Here is a 25,719-nt window from a genome sequence, read left to right as displayed (position 1 = left end):
GCAAAAAGCCGGGCTATCCCGGCTTTTTCATGTTTCATACAGGCTATTCAGCGCTACTTCTTCGCTTCAGTGCCTGGTTGTGACGCACGTTGCAGGAACTGCTGTGTCACTTCAGGCAGATGCTGCAGCAGCCACTCCGCCATCGCCACTTCCTGATCGCGGATCTCACTCAGTATGCGTACGCCCTGCGCATCACCGACCTGCTCAGCCGCGGCGATCAGGCTGGTGTAGCTGGCGATCTCGGCATTTTCGAATACATAGCCACTGATGGCACCCTTCACCACTTCATCTGAGTTAAACATGCCGCCCACGGCCTGGCCGGTGGCTGCCATTTTGCCCATCGCATCTTTCATTACAGAGTGATCGATACCGTGGCTGTCGAGCAGCTGTTCCAGCAGAGTCAGCTGATGTTTAGTTTCATCCAGATGTTGCGCCAGACGCTGTTCCAGCGCCGGATAGTGTTCAAGACGACCTGACATCTTGCTCAGCATGCTTTCTGCTTGTTTTTCCATCGCATGCGCATCGCGCAGCCAGTCGTGATAATGTTCAATCGCAGTCATGTGTTGCTCCTTAAGAGACGGTAATAGAGTCGGCTACCGAGGTGAGCTTCTCATCCGTTTGCTTCTCTTCATTCAGGGTTTCTTCCAGCAGCTGCGCGGCTTTGGTGTAACCCAGCTTCAGCGCCAGCGCATGCAGCGTACCGTAGGTGGCAATCTCATAATGCTCAACTTTCTGCGCTGCACCGATCAGCCCCTGATCGCGAACCTCGCCCTTTTCGACCGAGTCGATAATTTCCTGCGCTTCTTCAACCAGACCTTCCAGCGCATGGCATTTCATTCGTTTGATTTTGACTTCAGGTGTTACTTCCACCAGTTCGTCGAGTCGTTCAATCTGAACACGGGTCTCTTCCAGATGCTGATTAAACGCAGCGATAAGATTTTCGTCACTGGCTGCACGCGCCATTTTAGGCAATGCACGGGTTATCTGCTTCTCAGCGCTGTATACATCGGATAAGTCATGGATGAACAGATCGTTTAACGTTTTCACTGTCATAAGATAGCCTCATTGATTAAAAAGCTGCGTCTGTAATAACGCAGCGCCAGTCATATCGTTGACACCTGAAAAGTCTAGTGGAGATTCTTAATATCGCACGCAGCATCAGTATGAATTTAAGACAAAAGTGGCATATAAAATGCATTTTCCTTTTTACAGCAAAGATTTAGCTGAATAATGTTTTTATCGTTGCCGCTTCGTTAGCTGCGCTGGATTTTGTACAAAGTAATAAATCGTTGTATACATTTTTTAAGATTAACTGCATAAAAAAGTACCAGTCAAAAACTTACCTGTACAAAGTTGTATTTAACCGTATAGCTTTAATCGATCGGAAATAAAAAACCGGAAGGGTAAACCCTTCCGGTTCAATTAACAGCTCCCGCCACTGCCAATGATGGAGCAATGACATAATTCAGGGTGTAATTATCTTCACGAGGAACTAAACAGATTCAAAATGCCCGGCTAACAGAGTAACCCTGCCGTTACAGCAGTGTTAAAGACGTTCAGCTCCGGCGGCTAACCTTACCTCCCTTGCGCCCCGCTTCAATGGCACGTTCAGGATCGTTTTTGAAGTTACCGCCGCTTTTCTGGCCTCCTTTGCGCCCTGCTTCAGCAGCACGCTCTTTGTCGGCCGCAAAATTCCCGGCCCCACCGCGATATTGAGTCATATGCGTCCTCTTTGAATTTTAAAAATTGGAATTTGCACAGTTAACGCTTCATCAGGCCGATTCAGCAACATAAATGTAGACAGAAAATCGGACCGATCAAGTCAGAGAAATAAAAAACCCGTCACAGTTCTGTTTTATTGGCCGTCCTACCCTCAACCGGATTGATAACGGATTTCAACCATCGCTCTTTTCTATTCATAAAAGAGCCGCAGCATGAAAAATATTTATAACGAAAATCGCCGCGCCCTATTAATCGATCATTTTCAAAAAAAGTCCAATTGAAAAAATATAAGCGAAGCGGCAAAGAGATAATTTCATCAATATCAGGTAGTGAAGATGATCAACAAACGATCAAATTCCCCAAGCGAAGCGCTAATTAGAAATCTGAAACCCTGCTTTTACGTTAAAAATAAGCGAAGCGTGACGCATTGATAGCACCAGTTAAAAATAGCCTGAATCGATCAATAAACGATCAATTATGCTGGTTAGATGAAAATTTTTATTAAAAAGAGAGGTCAGATTTAGCACTGATATCTGAATATAACCGAAGCGGCAAGATTCAGGTATTTGGTGGCAAAAAGCGGGTTTTCGGAATAGTACTAAAAAGTCCTTTCTGCGGGCATACGCATAAATTTTGCATGCCTGCGAAAAGGGGAACTCAACATTATGAGTAAGATCGAGCAAAGCCATGAGGGAGATTGTGCGTTATTGACTTGCAAAACATATGCCCTGTTCAGCAGAGTCAGAGGGAGTCGGGAAAAGTGGAATCAAAAGCGACACCGCGCTTGCCATTTTTCTTGATACGGTACATCGCTTCATCAGCACGCTGCAGTGCAGTATCAAAGTCATCTTTGTCCTGCGCCTGAGACACACCGACAGACGCCCCAATGAGGGCATGCCCGTTTGCCATATCAAAAGGTGCCATTACCGCGTCAAGACAGGCGTGCGCCAGTGTCTTTACCCGCGGATGGTTCAGCGCCCAGGGTATTAACAACACAAACTCGTCGCCGCCCAGTCGGCCAATGATCACTTCTGCCGGAGAGAGTTCCGTAAACCGCTGACTTAACTGGATGAGGACTTCATCTCCGCTGCGGTGCCCCAGGGTGTCGTTGACGTGTTTGAAGTTATCCAGGTCAATAAAGACCACGCAGAGCGGTCCCTGAGCTTTCATTTCACCGAAATAATTCTGCAGAGCATGGCGATTGTTGAGCAGCGTAAGGGGATCGTGCAGCGCCAGCAGGGCAAGCTGCTCTTCATATTGCTTCTCTTTGGTCATATCGATGTGAGTGCCGATCACTTTAACCGGCTCTCCGTGCGCATTCCATTCGCTGACCCGGCCCCGATCCAGCACCCACGTAATGCTGCCATTTTTGGCGATCATGCGATGCAGAGCCTCGTAATAAGGCGCTTTCCCGGCGATGTGGTCGTTGAATGCCTGTAAAACGTCGGCGGCATCATCGGGATGCAGGCTCTCTTTCCAGGATTCAAAGTTGGCGTCGGTCTCTTTCGGCTGGAAGCCCAGCATCGCCCCCCAGCGCCGGTTGAAAATCACCAGTTTGCCGCTGGGAATATCCAGCTGCCACAGGAACAGCCCGGTACCATCCAGCGCCGCATTGAGTTTTGTGCGGGCGTCATGCGCTATACGCTTCAGACGCGCATTGTGCTTTTTGAGGTTCTGTATCTGCAGACGCAGCGCTTCTTCTGACATAACCGTGTGAGAGGAGGAAAAAGGGGTATTGTGCCTGTCAGGCTGATTCTGTAAAGGGTGGCTTATAAAACACGATTAGTCGCGGTCAATTGCAGGCTGGACAGGATATCAGGCGGTGCCAGTCTGGCAATGCAGCACAGAGGCAAACCTGCCAATTGGTTTCGCCATGAAATCTGTTTGTGTTGCTACAGGGTTAAGAAGTGGAATGGGCGCGGAAGAGGCGAAATTCGGAATGTTCGGGGAGGTGGCGAATCGGGTGGCCTTAAAAAAGCAAAAACCCGCCAGAGGCGGGTTCTTTAAAGATGGTGCCCGAACCCGAAAATGCCGGGAGCATTTTTGCATCGCGCGGCTTCGCGCGACCCAGAGGGCGAGCCACAGGGATGTGGCGAGTGAATCGAACCTTCGATAACGGGTTCGCTCCAGAACGCAAAAACCCGCCAGAGGCGGGTTCTTTAAAGATGGTGCCCGAACCCGGAATCGAACCAGGGACACGGGGATTTTCAATCCCCTGCTCTACCGACTGAGCTATTCGGGCAACGGGGCGCATTAAACCAAAGCGGCCCGGCAGCGTCAAACGCTTTTCACCAAAATCAAATCGACTGACCGCTTTTCCATCAACCCAAAGAGTGGGTCTGACCTGCCGCCATAAAGCTCTCTGTTGGCCGGATATATTTTAGTCAGAAAGCAGGCAGAGTCTGCATTGTGACGCGAAATTGCCGATATAGCATGCGAGACCAACACTAATAATAAGGATCGCCATGTTTTCCACCATTACATCAGGTATCGCTTCCCGTCACAGCTGGCAGAAGCGTTCACACTCAGCGGCAACGCTGAGCTCTCTCAACGGCTCCATCGCCATGATTGAATTCTCCCCCGATGGCACTATTCTCAGCGCGAATGCGCTGTTTCTGGCGCGCATGGGCTACACGCTGGCGGAGATCGAAGACCAGCACCACAGCCTGTTTTGTACCGCAGAGCAGCTTGAGTCGCGGGAGTACAAGGATTTCTGGCTGCGACTGAACCGGGGCGAAAGCTTCAGCGATAAGTTCCTGCGCGTGGCGAAAAACGGCCGACCGGTATGGCTCGAAGCCAACTATGTGCCGGTGCAGAACCGCCATGGCCGGGTGATTAAAATCGTCAAACTGGCAACCGACATCACCGATCATATCAACGATGCGCAGGAGCAGCGCGCCATCACCACCGCCATAGAACGGTCGATGGCGGTGATCGCTTTTAACCTCAAAGGTGAAGTGCTGAAAGCCAATGACAACTTCCTGAAAACCATGGGCTACCGTCGTGAGGAGGTAGAAGGTGTCCACCACCGTCGCTTCTGCTCGCAGGCGCTGCGCGACAGCCGCGAATATAGCGAGTTCTGGCAGCAGCTGAACCGCGGCGAATTTGTCTCAGGTCAGTTTCCCCGGGTCAATAAACGGGGCGAGACTATCTGGCTGCGCGCCACCTACAATCCGGTGTTTGACGAACAGGGCAGGCTCTACAAAATCGTGAAATTCGCCACCGATGTGACCGCGCAGGTGGAAAAGAATCAGCAGGAACATGATGCGGCACAGCGGGCTTATCACACCGCGCTGCAAACGGATGAAAGCACAAAGCTGGGTGCCGATGTTATCGCCAGCAGCGTGCAGACCATGAACGCCCTGGCGGGTGAACTGCAGGGGATCTCCGGTGATATTACCGGCCTGAGTGAATCCTCAGAGCGTATCGGTGCGATTGTGGAAGGCATACGCCAGATAGCCGATCAGACTAACCTGCTGGCGTTAAATGCCGCTATTGAAGCGGCGCGGGCCGGAACCCATGGCCGCAGCTTTGCGGTAGTGGCTAATGAAGTTCGCACGCTGGCAGCAAACATCAACCGCGCCACCACCGACATCGAAAATCGGATACAGCAAAACCATCTGCTGGCAAGCCGGGCACTGAAAGGGATTGAATCCAACCTGAAGCGCGCCGATCAGGGCGTACAGCTGGCCCAGGAGGCGGGCGGCGTGATTGCGGAAATCCGTGAAGGCGCAACCGATGTAGTACGCGCCATCGGTCAGGTGACCAAAACGCTTAAAGTCTGACGCGCTGCGGGGGCAACCGCCCCCTTTTAAGGTGTTGCCTGAACCGGCGCTTCTGGCGTCGGCGGAATAAAGATGTGATCCAGAACCGCCCGCATCACGGGTGCCGCAGTAATCCCTTCGTTGCCACCATTCTCCAGTATCAACGCCACCGCCACTTTCGGGTCATTAAAGGGCGCAAAGGCGGTGTAGAAGATATGGTCACGTAGCCGTACCGGTATCATCTTCGCGTTATAGGTCTGGTTCTGGCGCAGGCTGAATACCTGCGACGTCCCGCTCTTCGCGGCGATGCCATAAGGTGCCGTGTGGAAATATTTATAACCGGTGCCGTTGGGTGCATTAGCCATGCCAAACATCGCATGGCGTACCAGCGACCAGTAGGGTGAATGAGGATCGCCAATCTGCGCTTCATGCAGCCTGGGATGGTAGTTCTCCACCAGGGTGCCGCGCTGGGTTTTCTCCAGCAGATGGGGGGCAATAACCCGACCGTTATTAATCAGCGCCACCATCGCTTTCACCATCTGAATGGGTGTCGCAACCCAGTAGCCCTGTCCGATACCAACGGACACCGTATCGCCCTGATACCAGGTCTTTTTATGCACCTTCTGCTTCCACTCCCGGCTCGGCAGTAAGCCGCTGTACTCTTCATTCAGGTCAATGCCGGTCGATTTGCCATAGCCAAACTGGCTGAGCATAGTGTGAATGCGATCAATGCCCATCATGAACGCCACCTGGTAGAAGAAGGTGTCGGCGGACTCTTCGATTGCCCGGGTCACATCCAGCATGCCGTGCCCGCTCTTTTTCCAGTCGCGATAGCGCCGGTCCGTGCCTGGCAGCGTCCAGGTGGGTGCGCCAAAGAATTGCGACTGCGGCGTAATCACATGAGTCAGCAGCGCCGACATCGCCATGTAAGGCTTCACCGTGGAGGCGGGCGGATAGAGTCCCTGCGTGACGCGGTTAATCAGCGGCAGATCTTTGTCCTGTAGCAGCTTTTTGTAGGCCTGATAGCTGATGCCTTTTACAAACGGATTGGGATCGTAGCTTGGGCTGGATACCATCGCCAGCACGGAGCCGTCGTGCGGATCTTCAATCAGCAGCGCCGCACGCTGCCCCGCCAGCAGGCTTTCCACATACTGTTGCAGGTGCAGATCCAGCGTCAGCGTCAGGTTTTTACCCGCGACCGGCGGCACCTCCTTCAGCACCCGCACAATGCGGCCATGATTATCCACTTCCACTTCCTGATAACCCGGCTTGCCGTGCAGCAGCGCTTCATAATAGCCCTCAATCCCCTGCTTACCTATGTTATGGTCAGCCGCATAGTTTTCGGCGATGCCTTCAGCATTCAGCCGTTTATAGTCGTTATCGTTGATTTTCGACACATAGCCGATCACATGCGCCAGATCCGCGCCATAGGGATATTCACGATCCTGGTAGGTCTCAATGCTGGCGCCGGTGAAGTGAAACTGATTGACCGCAAAGCGGGCGACCTGCTCTTCGGTCAGCTCCTCTTTCAGCACCACCGGCTTGTAACGGCTGGTCTGCTTCAGCGCATGGCGGAAGGTGTCGATTTCGTCCGGCGTCAGATTAACGATCGGCGTGAGTGCCCGCAGCGTGGCGTCCATGTCGCTGATTTTGTAGGGCGTCAGCGTAATGGCGTACCAGCTGACGTTTCGCACCAGCGGAATGCCATTGCGGTCATAAATCAGCCCACGCGTTGGCGCAATGGGGATCATTTTGATGTCGTTCTGGTTAGAGCGCGTCTGGTAATAGCCATGGTCGCGCACCTGTAAGCGAAAAAGGTTTACGCCAAGAATGGTGAAACAGAGACAGACCAGAGCAAAGGCTATTGCAGCGCGGCGGGCAAACAGCTTCTCTTCAGCTTCGAAGTTACGAAAGTTCATCAGGGGGCATTATCAGGCGATTAATTATTATCTGTTATTGCGCACCATGATAAAGCGCGATCGCGGGCGTGCCAGCGCGAAGATGCACAAGCCTGAGCAAAAGTGTGTCATTTGATGTGAATGTTACCGGGACGGCGAGGCGGGAAAATGCAGATCCCCAGGTTAAGGGGGATCTGCACAGGGGAATCGGGCAGCAGGCATCAATGCCTGCCAAGCTGATTAATCACCCAGCAGAACAGACTCCAGCGCAATCTTGATCATGTCGTTGAAGGTGGTCTGACGCTCAGCAGCGGTGGTCTGCTCATGCGTACGGATGTGGTCTGATACGGTGCAGATGGTCAGCGCTTTAGCACCGAACTCTGCGGCCACACCGTAGATACCTGCAGCTTCCATCTCAACGCCGAGGATGCCATATTTCTCCATCACGTCGAACATCTGCGGATCCGGAGTGTAGAAGAGATCGGCAGAGAAGATGTTACCTACGCGCGCTTCAACACCCAGGTTTTTCGCCGCATCAACCGCGTTACGCACCATGTCGAAGTCAGCAATCGCAGCAAAATCGTGATCTTTGAAACGCATACGGTTCACTTTGGAATCGGTGCAGGCACCCATACCAATCACGATGTCACGCAGTTTTACATCGGCACGCACGGCACCACAGGAGCCCACACGGATGATCTTTTTCACGCCGAAGTCGGTGATCAGCTCTTTGGTGTAGATGGAGCAGGAAGGAATACCCATTCCATGGCCCATTACAGAGACTTTGCGGCCTTTATAGGTGCCGGTGTAGCCCAGCATCCCGCGCACGTTGTTCACTTCTACCGGATTTTCCAGGAAGGTTTCAGCAATGTGCTTTGCACGCAGCGGATCGCCAGGCATCAGCACGACGTCTGCGAAATCGCCCATTTCAGCATTAATATGAGGGGTTGCCATTGTTTAATCCTTATTAAATTGCTGATTTACAGCATGTTCTTGCCATAGTCCATCTCGGACAGGCCAAAATAGTGTGCAATTGTCTGACCAATATCGGCGAAAGTTTCGCGGTAACCGAGTGAACCCGGCTCGACTTTCGGTCCGTAGATAAGAATCGGAATGTGCTCACGCGTGTGTTCAGTGCCTTCCCACGTTGGGTCACAGCCGTGGTCAGCGGTCAGGATCAGAATGTCATCTTCTCCGACTAACTCCATCAGCTCAGGCAGACGACGGTCAAACAGCTCCAGCCCGCCCGCATAACCGGCAACATCACGACGATGTCCCCAGGTTGAGTCGAAATCAACGAAGTTAGTGAAAACAATCGCCTGATCCGGCGCAGTTTTCATCTCCTGAATCGTCGCGTCAAACAGCGCATCCAGACCGGTCGCTTTGACCTTTTTGGTAATGCCCTGCTCAGCATAGATATCGGCGATTTTACCCACGGAGATCACGTGACCGCCCTTCTCATCCACCAGCTTCTTCAGCATGGTGGCGGATGGTGGCTCGACTGCCAGGTCGTGACGATTGCCGGTGCGCTCGAACTGACCCGCTTTGTCGCCCACAAACGGACGGGCGATAACCCGGCCAATGTTGTAGCCACCTTCGGTTAGCTCTTCACGGGCGATTTCGCACAGCGCATAGAGACGATCCAGACCAAAGGTCTCTTCATGACAGGCGATCTGGAACACCGAGTCCGCAGAGGTATAGAAAATCGGCTTGCCGGTTTTCATGTGCTCTTCGCCCAGCTGGTCGAGGATCACCGTACCTGAAGAGTGGCAGTTCCCGAGATAGCCCGGCAGATCTGCACGCTCAACCAGTTTGTCCAGCAACTCCTGTGGGAAGCTGTTCTCTTTGTCGCTGAAGTAGCCCCAGTCAAACAGCACCGGCACACCGGCGATCTCCCAGTGGCCTGACGGCGTATCTTTACCTGACGAAAGCTCGCTGGCGTAAGCGTACGCGCCGGTGATTTTCGCCTCAGGATCCAGACCTGCCGGGAAGCGGCCGGTCGACAGCTCTGCGGCTTTGCCCAGACCCAGCGCGGTAAGATTAGGCAGATGCAATGGGCCTTTACGTCCCTTGTCTGCTTCACCCCTGAAACAGGCTTCGGCGATGTGACCTAAAGTATCCGAACCTGCGTCGCCGAATTTATCGGCATCTTTACTGGAGCCAATTCCAAAGGAATCGAGAACCATAATAAAAGCACGTTTCATGCAAGTCTCCTGCGCATTGGCGCGTGACAAGTCAAAAAAAAGCGATCAGATCAGTATACCCGAATGCATCGCAGCTGGCACCGGTTACCGGTCAGTTAGCTGATATCGCTCACACGGCGATAGACAACCGGCGTCTCAGCCGGGACGGAATTGCCGAGCACCAGCGCGGCTTTGACCGCGGCGGCGGCCTGCTGCCATTTGTCTTCGCTGCTGGCGTGAATAATCGCCAGTGGACGCTGCGCATCGGCGCGTTCGCCCAGGGTGATCATGTCGCTTAAGCCGACGCTGTAATCAATACTGTCGCTGGCACGCTGACGTCCACCGCCCATTGCCACCACCGCCAGACCCAGAGCACGGGTATCCATGCTGCTGACGATGCCTGGCTGGTCGGCATACACCGGCTTGCTCAGCATTGGCGCGGGCAGATAAGCGTCGTAGCGTTCCACGAAATCGGCAGGCCCCTGCTGGGCAGCCACCATGCGACCAAATACCTCGGCTGCTTTGCCGTTATCCAGCACCGTCATCAGTTTCTGACGCGCTTCGGTGTCGCTGGCGGCCAGTTTGCCGGAGACCAGCATTTCGCTGCAGAGCGCCAGCGTCACTTCCAGCAGGCGCGGATTCCGCTCTTCGCCGGTCAGGAAGCGAACCGCTTCACGCACTTCCAGCGCGTTACCGGCTGAGGAGGCGAGAACCTGGTTCATATCCGTCAGCAGTGCGGTGGTCTGGCAACCTGCGCCATTGGCGACGCCAACAATCGACTGCGCCAGACTTTCTGACGCCTCATAGGTTGGCATAAACGCGCCGGAACCCACTTTGACATCCATCACCAGTGCATCCAGCCCTTCTGCCAGCTTCTTCGCCAGAATCGAGGCGGTAATCAGCGGGATCGAATCGACGGTGGCGGTGATGTCACGCGTGGCGTAGAAACGCTTATCTGCCGGTGCCAGCGAGCTGGTCTGGCCGATAATCGCCACACCGACCTGCTTAATGATCTCGCGGAAGCGGTCATCGCTCGGAAAGATATCGAAGCCCGGAATCGCTTCCAGTTTATCCAGCGTGCCGCCGGTATGGCCAAGGCCACGACCCGAGATCATCGGAACATATCCGCCGCAGGCCGCGACCATCGGCCCTAACATCAGCGACGTCACATCGCCGACGCCGCCGGTCGAGTGCTTATCCACCACCGGGCCATTGAGATTAAGCGATTTCCAGTTCAGTACCGTACCGGAATCACGCATCGCCATAGTCAGCGCGACCCGCTCAGGCAGCGTCATGTCGTGGAAATAGATAGTCATCGCCAGCGCGGCAATCTGACCTTCCGAGACGGTGTTATCACGCACGCCATTGATGAAGAAGCGAATCTCCTCTTCAGTCAGCGCATGGCCGTCACGTTTTTTGCGAATTATTTCTTGTGGCAGGAACAAGGTAACCCCCTGGCTCAGGGAAATCAGGATGGGGAACAGGCGGTCAGCGACCGCCTGAAGGATCAGTAACCCGCTTTGCTGGTGTCGCTGTCATGACCCAGGGTGTTGAGCAGGCTCGCCAGCAGGCTTGATGCGCCAAAGCGGAAATGACGCGCATCGGCCCAGTCCGCACCCAGCGTCTCTTCCGCCATTTTCAGATAGATAGCGGCATCTTCAGCGGTGCGCACGCCACCAGCGGGCTTAAAGCCAACCTGCTGGCTGACGCCTTTATCGCGGATCACGTTGATCATGATCTGCGCCACTTCAGGCGTGGCGTTAACCGGTACTTTACCGGTCGAGGTTTTGATGAAATCGGCACCGGCATCAATTGCAATCTCAGAGGCCTGACGGATCAGCGCTTCCTGCTTCAGTTCACCGGTTTCGATGATCACTTTCAGCAGCACATCTGCTTCGGCACAGGCGGTTTTACAGGCTTTCACCAGATCGAAACCGACCTGACTGTTACCGGCGATCAGCGCACGATACGGGAACACCACATCCACTTCATCGGCACCGTAGGCGATAGCGGCGCGGGTTTCTGCCAGCGCAATATCAATGTCGTCATTGCCGTGCGGGAAGTTAGTCACCGTGGCGATGCGGATCTCCGGAGTTCCCTGCTCGCGCAGCGTTTTACGGGCAATCGGAATAAAACGCGGATAGATACAGATTGCGGCGGTGTTGCCTGCCGGGGATTTGGCCTGATGACACAGGGCGATCACTTTTGCGTCGGTGTCGTCGTCATTCAGGGTGGTTAAATCCATCAGTTTCAGGGCGCGCAGGGCAAGGTCTTTGATATCGGTCATGAGGCTCTCCAAAGGATCGGGGTGCAACCCACCGGCTCGCCGGCGGAATGTTATAATAATAACACTCTGATGCGGCCTGATATGTGCCAGGAGTCACATAGGAATAAGAAATTAATGCAACATTGCCACGTTTACTGTGACTAACATTACAGATAACGGGGTTTGATGGTTATTATACGCCAACGGGTGCAATGTTACTATTATCACATTTAAGCGCGAAAGCTGCAGGTCGGGCGAGACACGGGCGGTCAGTTGCGCAGCGCCGGGAAAGCGGGATCGAGCTGAAATAGCTGCTGACTGTTGTGCCACAGCGCATCGGCAATCTCCTCCGGTGACTCTTCTCGCAGGCTGCAGAGCACCTCCCACACCTGACGCGCCCGCTCCGGACGATTAGGCTGGCCCTGAAAGCCCTGCAGCGGCATATCGGGTGCATCGGTTTCCAGCAGCAGCGAAGAGAGCGGCAGCTGCGCCACAGTCTGGCGGGTTTTGCTGGCGCGTTCATAGGTAATGGTCCCGCCGATGCCAATCGCATAACCCAGCTTAATAAAGGCCTGCGCCTGCTGCAGACTGCCCGCAAAACCATGTACCACGCCACGGCGCGGCAGATCGTAACGACGCAGAATCTGCGCCAGCTTGTCATGAGTGCGGCGCGAATGCAGGATCACCGGCAGCTGATATGCTTTCGCCAGCTTAAGCTGCGCCTCAAGAAAGCGTTGCTGCTTATCAAACTGCGGATCGTCGCGATAGAGATCCAGCCCGATCTCGCCGATCGCCACCAGCTTACGCGGCCGCTGTTGCAGTAAGGTTTCCAGCTGGTCGAGATGGGTCTCCTGATGATTTTCGATGACGATCGGATGCAGGCCCAGCGCGGCATAGAGCGGCGGATGCGCCGCGGCTAACGCGCAGACCCGCTCAAAGCGGCTGGCATCGATCGCCGGAACGATAATCTTTTCCACGCCCGCTTCTGCAGCACGTGCCAGGCTGCCAGAGATATCCCCTTCAAACGGCGGGAAATCGAAGTGGCAGTGCGTATCAATAAACTTCATGCCAGCGATCCTTTGTCGTAATCAGCATCATTATCCGCCAGCGGCGGTGTGATGATGAGGCGGGTATCGGGTGCATTGGCTGCCGGAGCAGGCGGCGTTACGATACGCGCCGTGGTCATCGGTTCCGCATCGCTCAGCCACTGGCCCAGCGTGGCGAGGAAATAGCGACCGCAACGCCGTCCCAGATGATAATCCTGATTCAGTGAAGCGATGCGGCTGCCCAGCGCACTGCTGGCCAGCGCATGCGGCGGAAAGATTTCGATAATGCGCAAATCATCGGGCGGATTCTCAATGAACTGCTGAATTTCCCGATAGCTCTGCTCATGCTTATTCAGCACGTTGATCATCGGCTGCAGTGCGCCGGTGCTGAGCCAGCGTTCCATCCGCTTAAACCATTTCGGGGTGTAGAACATCTGCGAGGGCACGGTGCGGATCACCACAATGGTATCAGCGCCACGGCGGGCGGCTTCACGCACCGGAATCGCATCGCTGATGCCGCCATCGAGATAGCTGATCCCTTCCAGACTGACCCCCAGCCGGTAAAAACCGGGAATGGCACTGGAGGCTTTGATCAGATCCAGCCAGTTATCGGCGGTCGGGTTGAAGTAGCCAGGCGTGTAGTCGTCACTGCGGCAGGCGCACATATAAAACTCGCGGCCGCTGGAGAACAGCTGTTCCGCGCTGCTCATCGCCAGCGGAAATTCACTGCGGGTAATATCTATCAGCCAGTCGAGGTCGATCAGATTGCCACCACGCACAAAGCGCAGCGGATCAAAGAAGAGTTTACTGGTGGTATAGCGGGTAATCACACGCCGGGCATAGCCGGGCTGACCACAGACAAAGGCAGAAAGATTTTGTGCACCGGCAGAGGTGCCGAGCATCAGTTGAAAGGGGTTGAATCGGGCACGCTGAAATTCATCTAATACGCCTGCGGTGAAAATGCCGCGTTGACCGCCGCCTTCACAAACCAGCGCAATTTTCTGAGATTTAAACGGAGTCAGGGCCAGAGGTTCAATGGCGCCGAGCGTGACAGGAATGCGTATACCCACTGTACGAACCTCAAAAAGGGGTTCCGGGTCTGCTGGAGGATCGATCCGTTAATGACGGCAGCATTCCGGAGAACCAGTCATGTGTTCCTTTAACCGGCAGGCCAGCTGGGCTGGCTTACCTTGCAGCGATGTGAAGGTGTCCCTCTCTTCACGTCATTCGCTACAGATGACTGGTCTCCGCTCTATGCTTTGCGTTGCATTACACTGCAGGACTCATCGGCTAAAGCTTTTTACGGCCGGTAAACAGGCTGATGAGGAACAGGATAATACCAACGACGAAGACAACTTTAGCTGCCCATGCTGCTGTGCCCGCTAAACCGCCAAAACCTAACGCTGCAGCGATCAGTGCGATCACCAGAAAAATAATGCCCCAACGAAACATAAGCCTCTCCTTACCCTATTTAAAAATCGAATATTTTAAAATCGATCTGCTTATTTCATCCCCGGATGGGTATCTTTTATTCGTACGGCCACAGAAGTGGCCGTACGCAAGCTTAAGATTTAACCGTCAGGTCATTCTTAACGCTTTTCACGCCTTCAATGGCTTTAGCAATGCTTTCTGCACGCTCTGACTGTGCCTGATTAGCAACCTGCCCTGAAAGCTGAACAACGCCGTCGGTGGTCTCAACTTTTACGTTGCGCGACGGAACAATGTCATCCGCTAATAGCTTAGCTTTAATTTCGCTGGTCGTAGCGGCATCGCCCGCATAACCTTTCATTGATGATGCTTTGCTGTCTCTGACGTGTAGTTTGTCGCTGACGGATTTAACACCTTCGATTTTCTGCACCACAGCCACAGCTTTCTCAGCCTGATCCTGTGAGGTGACGAAACCGCTTAAGGTCACGACGCCGCTATGCGTTTTTACCGAGATATCCGTGCTTTTAATTGCGTCATCATCTACCAGTGCCGCTTTGGCTTTGGCGGTGATGCCGCTGTCATCCATATAACCATCGACTTTTTTCATAGAACTATCGATTTTTGAACCCGCGCTGTCGGCTGTCTGTGACGCTTTCTGCGACATTGATTCGTCAGCCAGTGCGCTGCCGCTGATCAGTGCTGAGCCAATCATGGCGGCCATCAGGGTTTTAGCAATCTTAGTCTTGTTCATCGATATCTTCCTTCTATCAGTTAACTCACCCAAAAACTGTGGGCGCAACAGAGGCACAGGTGCCGCTGCGTTACAGGACGTAAGGACAAGAGAAGTCTCTTCCGCCGTCCGATAGAGTAATCATAGACGGCATTTTGCAATTTGCCTGGCTAACTGGTTGATCACACGTCAAAACAGAAGAAAAACGGGGTTTTTAGGAGGAGTCTGGAAGGAGGAAAACAGGGCCACTCCCAGCTGGAATGGCCCGGAAACAGGCGATTAGTGCTCGCGCGTTTTGCGGAAACGGACGTCAGGGTAACGTTCCTGCGTAATATTAAGATTAACCATGGTTGGCGCGATATAAGTCAAATTATTACCACCATCGAGCGCCAGGTTAACTTCGTTTTTACGCTGGAAGTCCTCAAACTTTTTCGCGTCGCTGCATTCAACCCAGCGCGCCGTAGAGACGTTGATCGCTTCGTAGATCGCTTCGACGTTATATTCGCTTTTCAGACGGGCGACCACCACATCGAACTGCAGCACCCCGACCGCACCCACGATCAGATCGTTGTTATGCACCGGACGGAACACCTGTACTGCACCCTCTTCCGACAGCTGAACCAGCCCTTTAAGCAGCTGTTTCTGCTTCAGCGGATCGCGCAGACGAATACGGCGGAACAGCTCTGGCGCGAAGTTCGGAATACCGGTGAACTTCATGTTTTCACCCTGAGTAAAGGTGTCGCCAATCTGAATGGTGCCGTGGTTGTGCAGGCCGATGATATCGCCAGGATACGCTTCTTCAACGTGCGAACGGTCGCCCGCCATAAAGGTCAGGGCGTCGGAGATCACCACATCTTTGCCGGTGCGCACCTGACGCAGCTTCATCCCTTTTTCATATTTACCTGACACCACACGCATAAAGGCCACGCGGTCGCGGTGTTTCGGGTCCATGTTGGCCTGGATCTTAAACACGAAGCCGGTGAACTTCTCTTCTTTCGCTTCTACCGTACGGGTGTCGGTGTCACGCGGCATCGGACGCGGTGCCCATGCCACCAGGCCATCCAGCATATGGTCAACGCCAAAGTTACCCAGCGCGGTGCCGAAGAAGACCGGCGACAGTTTGCCGCTCAGGAAGGCTTCCTGCTCAAACTCGTGCGATGCGCCCTGTACCAGCTCCAGCTCTTCACGCAGCTGTGCCGCCAGATCGTCACCGACTGCGGTGTCGAGGTCCGGGTTGTTCAGCCCCTTCACGATGCGGACATCCTGAATGGTGTGGCCTTTACCGGTCTGGTAGAGATAGGTCTCATCTTTGTAGAGGTGATAAACCCCTTTGAACAGCTTGCCGCAGCCGATAGGCCAGGTGATCGGTGCGCAGGCAATTTTCAGCTCGCTTTCCACCTCATCCAGCACTTCCATCGGGTCGCGGATGTCACGGTCAAGTTTGTTCATAAAGGTCAGGATCGGCGTATCGCGCAGACGGGTAACTTCCATCAGCTTACGGGTACGATCCTCAACGCCTTTAGCGGCATCAATCACCATCAGACAGCAGTCAACCGCGGTCAGCGTACGGTAGGTATCTTCCGAGAAATCTTCGTGACCTGGGGTATCCAGCAGGTTCACCAGGCTATCGCGATAGGGGAACTGCATCACCGAGGTGGTAATGGAGATACCACGCTGTTTCTCCATCTCCATCCAGTCCGACTTAGCGTGCTGGTTAGAGCCACGGCCTTTTACCGTACCGGCGGTCTGGATAGCCTGTCCGAACAGCAACACTTTTTCGGTAATGGTGGTTTTACCGGCATCCGGGTGCGAAATGATCGCGAAGGTGCGGCGGCGTGCCACCTCTTCTAAAAAGGGATTAGACATGGAATTCTTCTCAATAGGCAGCGCAACTTACTGGCGCTGCTGATAAATCACGGTGGCCGGCAGAACCTTACCGGCGGGTAAACGGTGCCAAAAACGATCTTTCATCGTTGGCGGGTCAGCGCGAAGTTACATTGGCGTGAATTCCGGTTACCTGGTCAGCTTTAAGGCGGCATAGCATACAATATTTTGCGCGCGCGGCCTACAGGGAGAGGGGCAGGATTTCAGGGGCGGGGAATCGGGGAACGGTGGATGCCACAACAAAGCGGGACGGGTCTGCACCCGCCCCGCCTACCTTATCCCAGCACCTTTCTGACGCAGGCTTTGAAGATCTTCACACCAATCTCCAGCGAGTCGAGATCAAAATGCATGTCGGGATGATGCAATCCTGGCGTCAGGTTGGTGCCCAGTCCCCAGAAGCCCGCTTTTACACCCGGACGCTTCACCGGATAGTAGAAAAAGTCCTCGCTGCCTGGCGTGGTCCGGGTTGACAGCGCGCCCTCTTCTCCCAGCACCTCGACGATCGCGGCGCGGATCACCGCCGTCGCCTCATCATCAATCTCGGCGGCGGGCATCTCTTTTAATACGCGTACCTCGGCGCTGGCACCCAGTGCCGCCACGCTGTGAGTAATGGCGCGCGTGACCTGCTCTTTCAGCAGCGTCATCGGCCCGTTCTCCTGCGAACGCAGATCCCATACTACGCGGGCTTCATCCGGCACCGAGTTGGTGACACCGGCATCGCACAGGAAGCGGGTTGCTTTGACGCTCCAGGTCAGCCCGGGCGAGAGATGGATGGCGTTGACCGCCTGAACCGCCTGTACGGCAGCATCCAGCGCATTCACCCCAAGGTGCGGACGCGCCGAATGGGCGGGCTGGCCTTTGATGGTCGCTTCCAGCGTGCTGCAGGCTGAGTAGAGCACCGCAGGCACCGCCTGGCCGACCACACACTCCTCCAGCGGACGCAGATGGAACCCCAGAATCATCTCCACATCATCCAGTGCGCCGCCTTCGATCATTGAGAGCGCACCGGCACCGAGCTCCTCGGCGGGCTGGAACAGGATCTTCAGCCGGCCACGTTTCACCGCGCCCTCCTGCAGCAGAGCCGTCGCCGCCGTCAACACGACCGAAGAGTGACCGTCGTGACCGCAGGTGTGGCGCGCACACGGCACGCCATCAATGATGTGCCCCAGCGCATCCATATCCGCGCGCAGCGCCAGCACCGGGCCCGGTACACCGCTGTCGATCTCGGCCACAATGCCGGTGGTGTTATTGATATTGCGCGTCACCTTCAGACCCGCTTTCTCCAGCTGATCGGCGATGTAGGCCGAGGTTTTCACCTCCTGAAAACCCAGCTCCGGAATTTCGTGCAAATAGTGGTAATGCTCTAATACCTCAGACACAGCGTTACTCCTGAATAAACAGACGCATAACAGACATTGCGATCAGCGCGTTGATGATGCTCACCAGCATCAGCAGCGGCCAGTATTTTTTTGGCACATCGGCCACGCCCAGCAGCCGTCCCATATATTGCAGCTGCGATCCCATCAGGAAAATCGCCGGGGCCAGAATCGTGATATCCGCGCCGGTCAGCAGCCCTTTGGTCAGCAGACTCACCGCTACGCCGGTGCCCGCCGACGACGAGAGCCAGGCGGTGAGCAGCACCGTAATTGCCTCGCCCGGCAGGCCGAACAGCCCCATCACTGGCGCAAAAACGTGCCCGAGAAACTGCATGATGCCGAGCAGATTGAGCACTTCTGCCAGCACATAGGCCATCACCACATTTGGCATCAGGTTGTGAATGGCGATGTGAAAGCCTTTACGCGCGCCGGTCACAAACACATCAAAGGGATTACTGCTTGTCGTGATTTTATTTTCCATCGGCGAAATCCTTCTTATAAACACTGTTTAACACAGCGCGCGTTATCGCCGCACCGACAAATTTCAGCACGAACATTAATAACAGCGGAATAATAATCGGCAGCGTCATTGAGGCGAACAACGCGGAGCCGATGGCAAAGTAATTATTGATTAAGCCAGCACCGGAATATTGCCAGGCGCTCATCACCACCACCTCTTTTTTACCGATCTGTTTCTGGTCAGCCATCTCTTTGGTTAAAGCCGCGCCCGCGTCGGTACTTTGCAGGTCGGTGATTAACGCCAGACCGCAATGGCCCGGCAGCCCCATCAGCGGCTTAAGCAGCGGCGTCAGCAACCGATGCGCCGCGCGAATCGCGCCGTAGTGGGTGAAAATTTCCAGCACGCCCAGCGCCAGCATCACCGTGGGCGTCAGCGACAGCGCAAACAGGAAACCCGCTTTGGCACTGAGCCCGCCTGCGCCAAGAAAGGTGTTGCTGGCGGGATCTTTCATGGTGCCAAAGCTGCCGCCCAGCGTGGTGAAGTCAAAGGCGCCCAGCCATGAAAGACCCTCGACGTTATAAAACAACCCTGAGAAAAACAGGATGGCAAAAATTAACGCGACATAACTGCCTTTGGTCGCCGTCATTTTTACAGGGCTAACCACACTCTCATCTGACATTATTTTCTCCTGATAACCTGGCTTGCCGCCTGTTCCCTGCCATAGCAAGTTTCAATATATGGAACTGAGTTCTAAGCATGATTTATGCCAGAGCCGATCGGCGCGCGATGATTAATGGCCCTGCTGTCACCACCGGGCGTTTAATCCACGCCATACCTGTTATGGCTCATCGAAATATCTTTTCTGACGACAACGTGATATTTCCGGCGCGTCATCAGATGACCGCTATTTCTCCAGCTTCAGCGGCGATTGCACCAGCAGGATAGCGACCGGGCGCACTATCATGGTGCTGAAATCGTGATTTTGTTGCCCGATAAGGAGTGATGCAGAATGAGAATCGCTCGCATTCAATTTGTGAAATAATTCTATTTAAATCAATCAGATAAATTGGCTGTTTTTGCGGAAAAGCCTTCGCTTTACTAACATATTTGATGCATAATTCACCGACTATACCTGTTTATTTAACATCTTCTTAAAAGGACTCGGCCATGCTGACTGCTGAAATGACTGGGCGTTTAAACGACCAGCTGAACCTGGAATTTTTCTCTGCCAATCTTTATCTGCAAATGAGTGCCTGGTGCAGCGACAAAGGCTTTGAGGGTGCCGCTTCCTTCCTGAAGATGCATTCACGCGAAGAGATGCAGCATATGCAGCGTCTGTTTGATTACCTGAGCGATACCGGCGGCATGCCGGTGCTGGGTACCATCGCTGCGCCGCCAGTTTCTTTCACCTCGCTGAATGAAATTCTGCAGCAGGCGCTGGAGCATGAGCAGCTGATCACCAGCAAAATCAATGAACTGGCCCATGCCGCCATGACCTCACAGGATTACTCTACCTTCAACTTCCTGCAGTGGTATGTTGCCGAGCAGCATGAAGAAGAGAAGCTGTTCAAAACCGTGCTGGATAAACTGGCGCTGGTCAGCAACAGCGGCAACGGTCTGTTCCTGGTCGATAAAGATCTGGGCCGCATGAGCACCGAGAACCACGCAGAGTAATTTCTGTTGGGGCCACTGAGGTAGAAGGCCTGGTCGCTGTGAGATCGTGCCTTCACAGGGAACAGGGTCAGATCGGAAAGACGCAAAAGCCTCCATCCCTGGCACGCTCGGCCCGCGCTATTACGCACCTCATCCATGAGGTGCGCCCGTAAACGGGCCAACGCTTTGCGTTGTTCAAAAGTGCTCCCGGCGCTTTTGCCCCTGCTGCGGGACGCTTTCCTCCTCTGCCCCTGCTAACTGAACTTAAGCGTTGCTGCCCAAAACATGATTGATTAGGCTTTGCCACCACGGCACCGCTATTCCAGCCGGTAACTCGCGGCTTTCTTGCCATTCACCCACAGTTCACGGCTTTCACCCGCAGGCAGTAACAGCGCGATCTCCCGCCAGGCTGGCTGGTAATCTCCACGTTTTTCCACCGTCAGATCGATACGCGTGGCGCTGCTACAGAGCGTCCAGCGAAGCCATAGCGCATTACCCTGTTGCCAGCCGTGGCTCTCGCCATCGTCATCAAACATTTCGCCTTGTGTCTGCACGCCTTCGGGGGCAGGCCATAGCTGCCATTGCCGCACCGTATCGCGCCGCGCATCGGTAGTGCTTTCGCACTCGCCCAGCGGGATCACCGCACCGGCCCGCACCAGCAGCGGCAACCGATCCAGCGGCGCATCCAGCGTGATGGTCTCACCACCCGCAAATGCCTTGCCGCTGTGCCAGTCATACCAGCCGCCGCGGTTACGGGGCAGATAGACTTCACGACTGCGCGCGCCCTGCTCTACTACGCTGGCGACCAGCAGATCGCGCCCCAGCATAAAGTCATCACACTCCTGATAGGTCAGCGGATCCTGCTCGTGATCGAGGAAGGTCGGGCGCAGCATCGGCTCATCTTCCACGCTGGCCTGCCACGCCAGGTTATAGAGGTAGGGCATCAGGCGATAGCGCAGCCGGATCGCCTCGCGGATCATCGGTGTGACTTCCGGGTACATCCAGGGCTCGTTTACCGTGTGATCGTCATTCCAGGAGTGGATAGTAAAGCGCGGGTGCATAACGCCGTTCTGAACCCAGCGCACAAACAGCTCGGCATCCGGCTTATCGCCAGAGAAGCCACCGACATCGTGCCCGACGTTAAACAGCCCGGAGAGGCTCATCCCCAGTCCCATACGGATGTTGTAGCGCAGGGTTTGCCAGCTGGTGCGGTTATCGCCGCTCCAGGTCTGTACATAGCGCTGCATCCCGGCGCAGCCGGAACGGGAGATCAGATAAGGGCGTTTGTCCGGTGCAAACTGCTGCTGGGCTTCCATTGAGGCGCGCATCATCAGCAACGGCATTACCGGCCGGATATGCTTGATGGCGATCGGCTGACCAAAACCGTGACAGCGCGCTTCGCCATCCCACACCTCATATTCGTTGTTGTCATTCCAGGTAGAATCGATGCCCTTTTCCAGCAGCTGCCGGGTGACATTCTCCTGCCACCAGCGCACCGCCTGCGGATGAGTGAAGTCGAGGTGCGATCCCTCATCGTCCCAGAACACCGAACGCTCAGGACGATCCTGCTCAGAGTCACGAATAAATAGCCCCTGCGCGGCCACTTCCTGATAGCGCGGATGATCCTGCAGCAGGCAGGGCTTGATGTTGGCCGCCAGCTTCATTCCGGCAGTATGAAACGCGTCGCTCAGCGCATTGGGATTCGGGACTTTGTCGTAGTTCCAGTTGAAGACGTAGCGCTTGTTGTTAATCGAGGTGTAACCCGAAGAGAGCTGGAACGAGTCGCAGGGAATTTCATGCTCGCGACACAGACGGATAAAGGATTGCAGCTGCTGTTGTGCGTCGGGCGCGTCGGTGTAGTGCATGGTGGACCCGCTGTAACCCAGGCTCCACTTCGGCTGAAACAGGGTGCGACCGGTCAGACGCACAAAGGCTTTGGTGACGTCGAGCAGCGTCGGGCCCAGCATCATGTAGTAATCAAGATCGCCCGCTTCGGCGCGGTAGCGACGATAAGGGAGATGGTAGTTATCCAGCTCATTCCCCAGATCGAGCCAGCTGCTGCTCAGGTTGTCATAGAACAGGCCAAAACTGACGCCATCGCGCTGCGTCAGGGTAAACGGAATATGTTTATAAAGCGGATCGGTGCTGGCGGCGTTGTAGCCCATGGCATCCAGATTACGCATCTCAAAACGGCGGTTAACGCGGTTCAGGTCGCCACTCTTCTCGCCCAGGCCATAAACCCGATCCTGCGGCTGGCGACGCTGATAGTGCTCGACCCCGTCGCCGTGCGCATTGAGCAGATAGGCACCGGTGTGACGGTCGGCGGCCAGCGGCTGCCAGCTCTCACCCTCAAACTGTTCCCAGCTCAGGCAGAGCGGCTGATGCACCGTGACACGCAGCCGTTGCGTGCTGATGCGCAGCTGCTGCGCATCGTGTTCAACCTTAAATGCCGGCAGCGTAAAGCCATCCAGCGCCTCACGATCCCGCCCCTGCCAGGGCACGTCGCTGACAGGCGCAATGCTCCAGGTGCGGTTCAGCGCCAGCTCACCGTCGCGCTTCAGCAGCACGCGCATCAGCTTATCCTCCAGCACGTAAAGCCGCAGGAAGTGACGATCTTCGACCTTGAGTTCAACAAAGTGATCGGCCTGCTGATGCAGCGTCCAGTTCTTCAGGGTTTTCATCGCGATATCCTTATGGGTTAGCAGGGCGCTGGCGGCGTTCGGCGACCAGCATCACCAGGAAAACGGCACCAATCAGGTCAAAGAAGCCCATCGCCACAAACAGCGGATTGAAGCCGATGGTATCGGCGGTGACACCGATAATCAGCGAGAAGATAAAGCTGGCGATCCAGGCGCAGGAGCCGCGCATGCCGTTGACTGTGGCCATCTGGCGGCGATCAAAACGCTCCACCACCAGCGCGCTCAGCATGCAGGAAATCACCTGATGGCCGAAGCCACCGACGGAGATCAGGGCGATCGCCAGCCAGGGATCTTTTACCAGCGTCATCAGCGCCAGTGAGACCATCAGCAGTGCGCCGGTCACCGAACTGGCGACAATCGAATTGACGCGGGTGAGACCAAACCAGCGCACATAGATTTTGGTCAGATAGCCGCTGGCGACGCTGCCGAGGTCGGCGGCCAGAAACGGCAGCCAGGCAAACATCACGATCTGCTTGAGATCCATGCCGCGCTCATTGGCCAGATAGAGCGGCACCCAGAAGCTCAGTACCGCCCAGGCTGGTTCGGCCAGAAAAGCCGGGATGGCGATGCCGTAGAATTTCTTCTCTTTACCAATCACTTTCAGCGCGGTGAAGAACGGCAGTTTTTCCCCGATCGCTTCGTTGTCCTGATTAATAAAGGCCCGCTCCTCATCAGAGAGACGAGGATGGCTCTCAGGCGAGTGATAGCCCCACCACCAGAGTCCAACCCACAGCAGGCCCAGCCCGCCGGTCAGCAGAAAGGCGCCCTGCCAGCCAAACGTTATGTGTGCGACATAGATAATCGGTGGCGCCAGCATGGCACCAATCGAAAAGCCGACGCCCGCCCAGCCCGCCGCGACCGGGCGCTCTTTTTTCGGAAACCAGTCACCGATCGCTTTGGCGTTAGCGGGCGTTGCCGCCGCCTCAGAGGCGCCCATGACAAAGCGCAGCAATGCCAGATGCAGCCAGCTTCCCGCACCGGCGTGCAGCAGACAGGTCACCGACCAGATCAGCGCGCAGATCAGGAAGCCCATCTTCAGTCCGATCACATCGATCAGCCAGCCGCAGATTGGCTGAAACAGGGTATAGGCCAGCTGAAACGCCGCCACCACCCAGGAATACTGTTCGGTCGTCATGTGCAGACTGTTTTTAAGTTCCGGTGCCAGAATGCCGAGCGAGTTGCGGGTGATGTAGTTGACGGTTACACCCAGCAGGAACATTCCCAGCATCCACCAGCGTAAATTTTTAATCACGCGCACCGTGCGGGATGCACTGATGGGTTTGGTTGTTGATTCGAGGCTCATTGTGCCACTCCTGATTGCCATTGATGACGCACACCGCCTGCTGGCGTACCGCGTGTCCTGTAACGAACTTAGAAAAGTGCGAAACGTGGGTACAGACACTTTTTTGCAACGCTTTTCATGGCAGGCTGAATCCCGGCAGAAAATGGCACTGAAACGCTTATCTGACGCGATTCAGCAGGTTATGAAAAATTTTTCATCAGCGGATTTGAAGGCGATCACAGAATGAAACAAAGGCTGAAAGTAAGCGAAATTGCGGCACTCAGCGGCGTCTCCATCAGTACGGTGTCACGGGTGCTGGCGGGTAAAGCCAATACCCGGCCCGCCACCCGAGACAAAGTGCTGGCCGTGGCGCAGCAACAGGGCGTACTTAACAACCTGCACAGTGGTCGCCTGCTGTTGAATAACCTGATGGTCTTTGCCCCGCCTCGCGCCTTTGATGTACGCAGTGACATCTTCTACTACAAAGTCATTCAGGGGATCAGCCAGGCGGTGGAGCCGCATGAGGTGCGGCTGCGCTACTGCCCGCTGGAGGAGGTGGAAAGTGATGCCGCGCTGTTTATCGACAAGATGCAGCAGACCGAAGCGGCACTGCTGATCGGCATTGATGATGAGCATATTCATCAGCTGGCGGCGGAGATGAACAAACCCTGCGTGCTGATTAACGCCCGCGATCGCCGAATGCGCCTGCCTTCGGTCTCGCCCCATCATCAGCTGATTGGTGAATTCTCAGCGCGCTATCTGTTTGAGCAGGGACACCGGCAGATCCTGTCGCTGCATTGCTTACGCCGCTACACCATGGAGCAGCGATTGCAGGGAGTGCGCGACGCCTGGCATGCCATGAACCTGCGGTTTGACAGCCGCCAGCATCTGCTGACCCTGAACAGCTTCAGCAGCAATGAAGCGGCGGAACGGCTGAGTGAATATCTGCGCCACTGCCCTGATGCGCTGCGCCCGACCGCAATTCTCGCCAGCGGTGATTACATTGCTGCGGGCGCCGTCACTGCGCTGGAGCAGGCTGGCCTGCGGGTGCCGCAGGATATTTCGGTGATGAGTATGGATGGCTTTAACCTGGCCGCTATCCACGATATTCCGCTGACCTCGGTGCAGGTGCCGCGTGATGAGCTGGGCGCAGCGGCAGTGAGAATGTTGCAGGAGATGCGACTGAATCCCGGCACGCCCACCGGCAGCCTGCTGCTGAATGGCAGGCTGGTGGTGCGCGAGTCGGTGCGGCGCATTCGCGATAATCTCAGCCATGCACCGGTCCAGCAGCATGGCCTCTATGATTAACACGGTATGGATTAACCCGG

The 25,719-nt window shown here is 55.2% G+C and carries 23 protein-coding genes and 1 tRNA gene; 4 read left to right on the top strand and 20 right to left on the bottom strand.

The window, feature by feature from the left end; translation table 11 throughout:
* Window positions 1-53: 53 nt before the first annotated feature.
* The 5 genes from EPG66_RS15960 to EPG66_RS15940 all read right to left on the bottom strand — a co-directional run bounded on the left by EPG66_RS15960 (window position 54) and on the right by EPG66_RS15940 (window position 3,964).
* Window positions 54-560, bottom strand: a complete 507-nt coding sequence (locus EPG66_RS15960; protein WP_031594042.1) for a ferritin-like domain-containing protein — start codon at window positions 558-560, stop codon at window positions 54-56.
* Between the two features lie 10 nt (window positions 561-570).
* Window positions 571-1,053 (bottom strand): YciE/YciF ferroxidase family protein, encoded by a 483-nt coding sequence (locus EPG66_RS15955; protein WP_182687511.1) that lies wholly within the window; start codon window positions 1,051-1,053, stop codon window positions 571-573.
* Between the two features lie 503 nt (window positions 1,054-1,556).
* The gene (locus tag EPG66_RS15950) at window positions 1,557-1,721 is read right to left on the bottom strand and encodes a con-10 family general stress protein (protein WP_004571242.1); all 165 of its coding nucleotides are present in this window, start codon (window positions 1,719-1,721) and stop codon (window positions 1,557-1,559) included.
* A 742-nt stretch (window positions 1,722-2,463) separates the two neighbouring features.
* On the bottom strand, window positions 2,464-3,429 hold the full coding sequence (locus tag EPG66_RS15945; protein ID WP_182687509.1) for a sensor domain-containing diguanylate cyclase: 966 nt from the start codon (window positions 3,427-3,429) through the stop codon (window positions 2,464-2,466).
* Between the two features lie 459 nt (window positions 3,430-3,888).
* Window positions 3,889-3,964: transfer RNA gene (locus EPG66_RS15940), tRNA-Phe, on the bottom strand.
* 223 nt (window positions 3,965-4,187) lie between these two features.
* On the opposite strand from EPG66_RS15940, the gene EPG66_RS15935 reads away from it, so the two are divergent.
* Window positions 4,188-5,507: a methyl-accepting chemotaxis protein gene (locus tag EPG66_RS15935; protein ID WP_083070079.1), complete on the top strand. Its 1,320-nt coding sequence runs from the start codon at window positions 4,188-4,190 to the stop codon at window positions 5,505-5,507.
* Window positions 5,508-5,533: 26 nt separating this feature from the next.
* Here EPG66_RS15935 and mrdA read toward each other — a convergent pair whose 3' ends face one another.
* From mrdA to EPG66_RS15870, 13 genes are all read right to left on the bottom strand, one after another.
* A complete protein-coding gene (gene mrdA / locus EPG66_RS15930) occupies window positions 5,534-7,405 on the bottom strand; it encodes a penicillin-binding protein 2 (RefSeq protein ID WP_083070082.1) in 1,872 nt (623 codons plus the stop codon).
* A 219-nt stretch (window positions 7,406-7,624) separates the two neighbouring features.
* Window positions 7,625-8,338, bottom strand: coding sequence for a purine-nucleoside phosphorylase (gene deoD, locus EPG66_RS15925; RefSeq protein WP_010248951.1), 714 nt, complete (start codon window positions 8,336-8,338; stop codon window positions 7,625-7,627).
* 26 nt (window positions 8,339-8,364) lie between these two features.
* Window positions 8,365-9,588: a phosphopentomutase gene (gene deoB / locus EPG66_RS15920; RefSeq protein WP_010671093.1), complete on the bottom strand. Its 1,224-nt coding sequence runs from the start codon at window positions 9,586-9,588 to the stop codon at window positions 8,365-8,367.
* Window positions 9,589-9,683: 95 nt separating this feature from the next.
* Window positions 9,684-11,012 (bottom strand): thymidine phosphorylase, encoded by a 1,329-nt coding sequence (gene deoA, locus EPG66_RS15915; RefSeq protein ID WP_115759137.1) that lies wholly within the window; start codon window positions 11,010-11,012, stop codon window positions 9,684-9,686.
* A gap of 62 nt (window positions 11,013-11,074) precedes the next feature.
* Window positions 11,075-11,854, bottom strand: coding sequence for a deoxyribose-phosphate aldolase (gene deoC, locus EPG66_RS15910; RefSeq protein WP_182687507.1), 780 nt, complete (start codon window positions 11,852-11,854; stop codon window positions 11,075-11,077).
* 248 nt (window positions 11,855-12,102) lie between these two features.
* A complete protein-coding gene (locus tag EPG66_RS15905) occupies window positions 12,103-12,900 on the bottom strand; it encodes a TatD family hydrolase (protein ID WP_069025370.1) in 798 nt (265 codons plus the stop codon).
* Window positions 12,897-13,949 (bottom strand): patatin-like phospholipase family protein, encoded by a 1,053-nt coding sequence (locus EPG66_RS15900; protein ID WP_033769872.1) that lies wholly within the window; start codon window positions 13,947-13,949, stop codon window positions 12,897-12,899. The genes EPG66_RS15905 and EPG66_RS15900 overlap by 4 nt, the downstream gene beginning before the upstream one ends.
* Window positions 13,950-14,169: 220 nt before the next feature.
* Window positions 14,170-14,331 (bottom strand): DUF1328 domain-containing protein, encoded by a 162-nt coding sequence (locus EPG66_RS15895; RefSeq protein WP_003848537.1) that lies wholly within the window; start codon window positions 14,329-14,331, stop codon window positions 14,170-14,172.
* A gap of 112 nt (window positions 14,332-14,443) precedes the next feature.
* The gene (gene osmY, locus EPG66_RS15890; RefSeq protein ID WP_069025371.1) at window positions 14,444-15,058 is read right to left on the bottom strand and encodes a molecular chaperone OsmY; all 615 of its coding nucleotides are present in this window, start codon (window positions 15,056-15,058) and stop codon (window positions 14,444-14,446) included.
* A gap of 258 nt (window positions 15,059-15,316) precedes the next feature.
* The gene (gene prfC / locus EPG66_RS15885; protein ID WP_010671098.1) at window positions 15,317-16,903 is read right to left on the bottom strand and encodes a peptide chain release factor 3; all 1,587 of its coding nucleotides are present in this window, start codon (window positions 16,901-16,903) and stop codon (window positions 15,317-15,319) included.
* Window positions 16,904-17,196: 293 nt separating this feature from the next.
* Complete coding sequence (locus tag EPG66_RS15880; RefSeq protein ID WP_182687505.1) at window positions 17,197-18,300, bottom strand: amidohydrolase; 1,104 nt, start codon at window positions 18,298-18,300, stop codon at window positions 17,197-17,199.
* A gap of 4 nt (window positions 18,301-18,304) precedes the next feature.
* On the bottom strand, window positions 18,305-18,778 hold the full coding sequence (locus EPG66_RS15875) for a YjiG family protein (protein ID WP_010248980.1): 474 nt from the start codon (window positions 18,776-18,778) through the stop codon (window positions 18,305-18,307).
* Window positions 18,768-19,436, bottom strand: coding sequence for a nucleoside recognition domain-containing protein (locus tag EPG66_RS15870; protein ID WP_010248983.1), 669 nt, complete (start codon window positions 19,434-19,436; stop codon window positions 18,768-18,770). The genes EPG66_RS15875 and EPG66_RS15870 overlap by 11 nt, the downstream gene beginning before the upstream one ends.
* A 488-nt stretch (window positions 19,437-19,924) precedes the next feature.
* Here EPG66_RS15870 and ftnA point away from each other — a divergent pair, with 488 nt between their 5' ends.
* Entirely contained in the window at window positions 19,925-20,431 is a 507-nt protein-coding gene (gene ftnA / locus EPG66_RS15865; protein ID WP_010248984.1) for a non-heme ferritin, read from the top strand.
* 296 nt (window positions 20,432-20,727) lie between these two features.
* Here ftnA and EPG66_RS15860 read toward each other — a convergent pair whose 3' ends face one another.
* Both EPG66_RS15860 and EPG66_RS15855 read right to left on the bottom strand, forming a co-directional pair.
* Complete coding sequence (locus tag EPG66_RS15860; RefSeq protein ID WP_182687502.1) at window positions 20,728-23,091, bottom strand: glycoside hydrolase family 31 protein; 2,364 nt, start codon at window positions 23,089-23,091, stop codon at window positions 20,728-20,730.
* 10 nt (window positions 23,092-23,101) lie between these two features.
* Complete coding sequence (locus tag EPG66_RS15855; protein ID WP_031593879.1) at window positions 23,102-24,412, bottom strand: MFS transporter; 1,311 nt, start codon at window positions 24,410-24,412, stop codon at window positions 23,102-23,104.
* Here EPG66_RS15855 and EPG66_RS15850 point away from each other — a divergent pair.
* Both EPG66_RS15850 and EPG66_RS15845 read left to right on the top strand, forming a co-directional pair.
* Window positions 24,384-24,638, top strand: coding sequence for a hypothetical protein (locus tag EPG66_RS15850; RefSeq protein ID WP_010671102.1), 255 nt, complete (start codon window positions 24,384-24,386; stop codon window positions 24,636-24,638). The two genes, EPG66_RS15855 and EPG66_RS15850, sit on opposite strands and share 29 nt — an antisense overlap.
* On the top strand, window positions 24,635-25,699 hold the full coding sequence (locus EPG66_RS15845; RefSeq protein WP_010248992.1) for a LacI family DNA-binding transcriptional regulator: 1,065 nt from the start codon (window positions 24,635-24,637) through the stop codon (window positions 25,697-25,699). The genes EPG66_RS15850 and EPG66_RS15845 overlap by 4 nt, the downstream gene beginning before the upstream one ends.
* Window positions 25,700-25,719: the final 20 nt, after the last annotated feature.

Source organism: Pantoea pleuroti, assembly GCF_014156615.1.
Taxonomy (GTDB): Bacteria; Pseudomonadota; Gammaproteobacteria; order Enterobacterales; family Enterobacteriaceae; genus Pantoea; species Pantoea agglomerans.
Note: the sequence above shows the minus strand (reverse complement) of the source record. Positions and strands in the feature narration are given on the sequence as shown.

Bases quoted from the DNA above. Each gene is read 5' to 3' on its own strand.
- EPG66_RS15960 (WP_031594042.1), bottom strand. From the start codon at position 560: ATGACTGCGATTGAACATTATCACGACTGGCTGCGCGATGCGCATGCG.
- EPG66_RS15955 (WP_182687511.1), bottom strand. From the start codon at position 1,053: ATGACAGTGAAAACGTTAAACGATCTGTTCATCCATGACTTATCCGAT.
- EPG66_RS15950 (WP_004571242.1), bottom strand. From the start codon at position 1,721: ATGACTCAATATCGCGGTGGGGCCGGGAATTTTGCGGCCGACAAAGAG.
- EPG66_RS15945 (WP_182687509.1), bottom strand. From the start codon at position 3,429: ATGTCAGAAGAAGCGCTGCGTCTGCAGATACAGAACCTCAAAAAGCAC.
- EPG66_RS15935 (WP_083070079.1), top strand. From the start codon at position 4,188: ATGTTTTCCACCATTACATCAGGTATCGCTTCCCGTCACAGCTGGCAG.
- mrdA (WP_083070082.1), bottom strand. From the start codon at position 7,405: ATGAACTTTCGTAACTTCGAAGCTGAAGAGAAGCTGTTTGCCCGCCGC.
- deoD (WP_010248951.1), bottom strand. From the start codon at position 8,338: ATGGCAACCCCTCATATTAATGCTGAAATGGGCGATTTCGCAGACGTC.
- deoB (WP_010671093.1), bottom strand. From the start codon at position 9,588: ATGAAACGTGCTTTTATTATGGTTCTCGATTCCTTTGGAATTGGCTCC.
- deoC (WP_182687507.1), bottom strand. From the start codon at position 11,854: ATGACCGATATCAAAGACCTTGCCCTGCGCGCCCTGAAACTGATGGAT.
- EPG66_RS15905 (WP_069025370.1), bottom strand. From the start codon at position 12,900: ATGAAGTTTATTGATACGCACTGCCACTTCGATTTCCCGCCGTTTGAA.
- EPG66_RS15895 (WP_003848537.1), bottom strand. From the start codon at position 14,331: ATGTTTCGTTGGGGCATTATTTTTCTGGTGATCGCACTGATCGCTGCA.
- osmY (WP_069025371.1), bottom strand. From the start codon at position 15,058: ATGAACAAGACTAAGATTGCTAAAACCCTGATGGCCGCCATGATTGGC.
- prfC (WP_010671098.1), bottom strand. From the start codon at position 16,903: ATGTCTAATCCCTTTTTAGAAGAGGTGGCACGCCGCCGCACCTTCGCG.
- EPG66_RS15875 (WP_010248980.1), bottom strand. From the start codon at position 18,778: ATGGAAAATAAAATCACGACAAGCAGTAATCCCTTTGATGTGTTTGTG.
- EPG66_RS15870 (WP_010248983.1), bottom strand. From the start codon at position 19,436: ATGTCAGATGAGAGTGTGGTTAGCCCTGTAAAAATGACGGCGACCAAA.
- ftnA (WP_010248984.1), top strand. From the start codon at position 19,925: ATGCTGACTGCTGAAATGACTGGGCGTTTAAACGACCAGCTGAACCTG.
- EPG66_RS15860 (WP_182687502.1), bottom strand. From the start codon at position 23,091: ATGAAAACCCTGAAGAACTGGACGCTGCATCAGCAGGCCGATCACTTT.
- EPG66_RS15850 (WP_010671102.1), top strand. From the start codon at position 24,384: ATGGGTTTGGTTGTTGATTCGAGGCTCATTGTGCCACTCCTGATTGCC.
- EPG66_RS15855 (WP_031593879.1), bottom strand. From the start codon at position 24,412: ATGAGCCTCGAATCAACAACCAAACCCATCAGTGCATCCCGCACGGTG.
- EPG66_RS15845 (WP_010248992.1), top strand. From the start codon at position 24,635: ATGAAACAAAGGCTGAAAGTAAGCGAAATTGCGGCACTCAGCGGCGTC.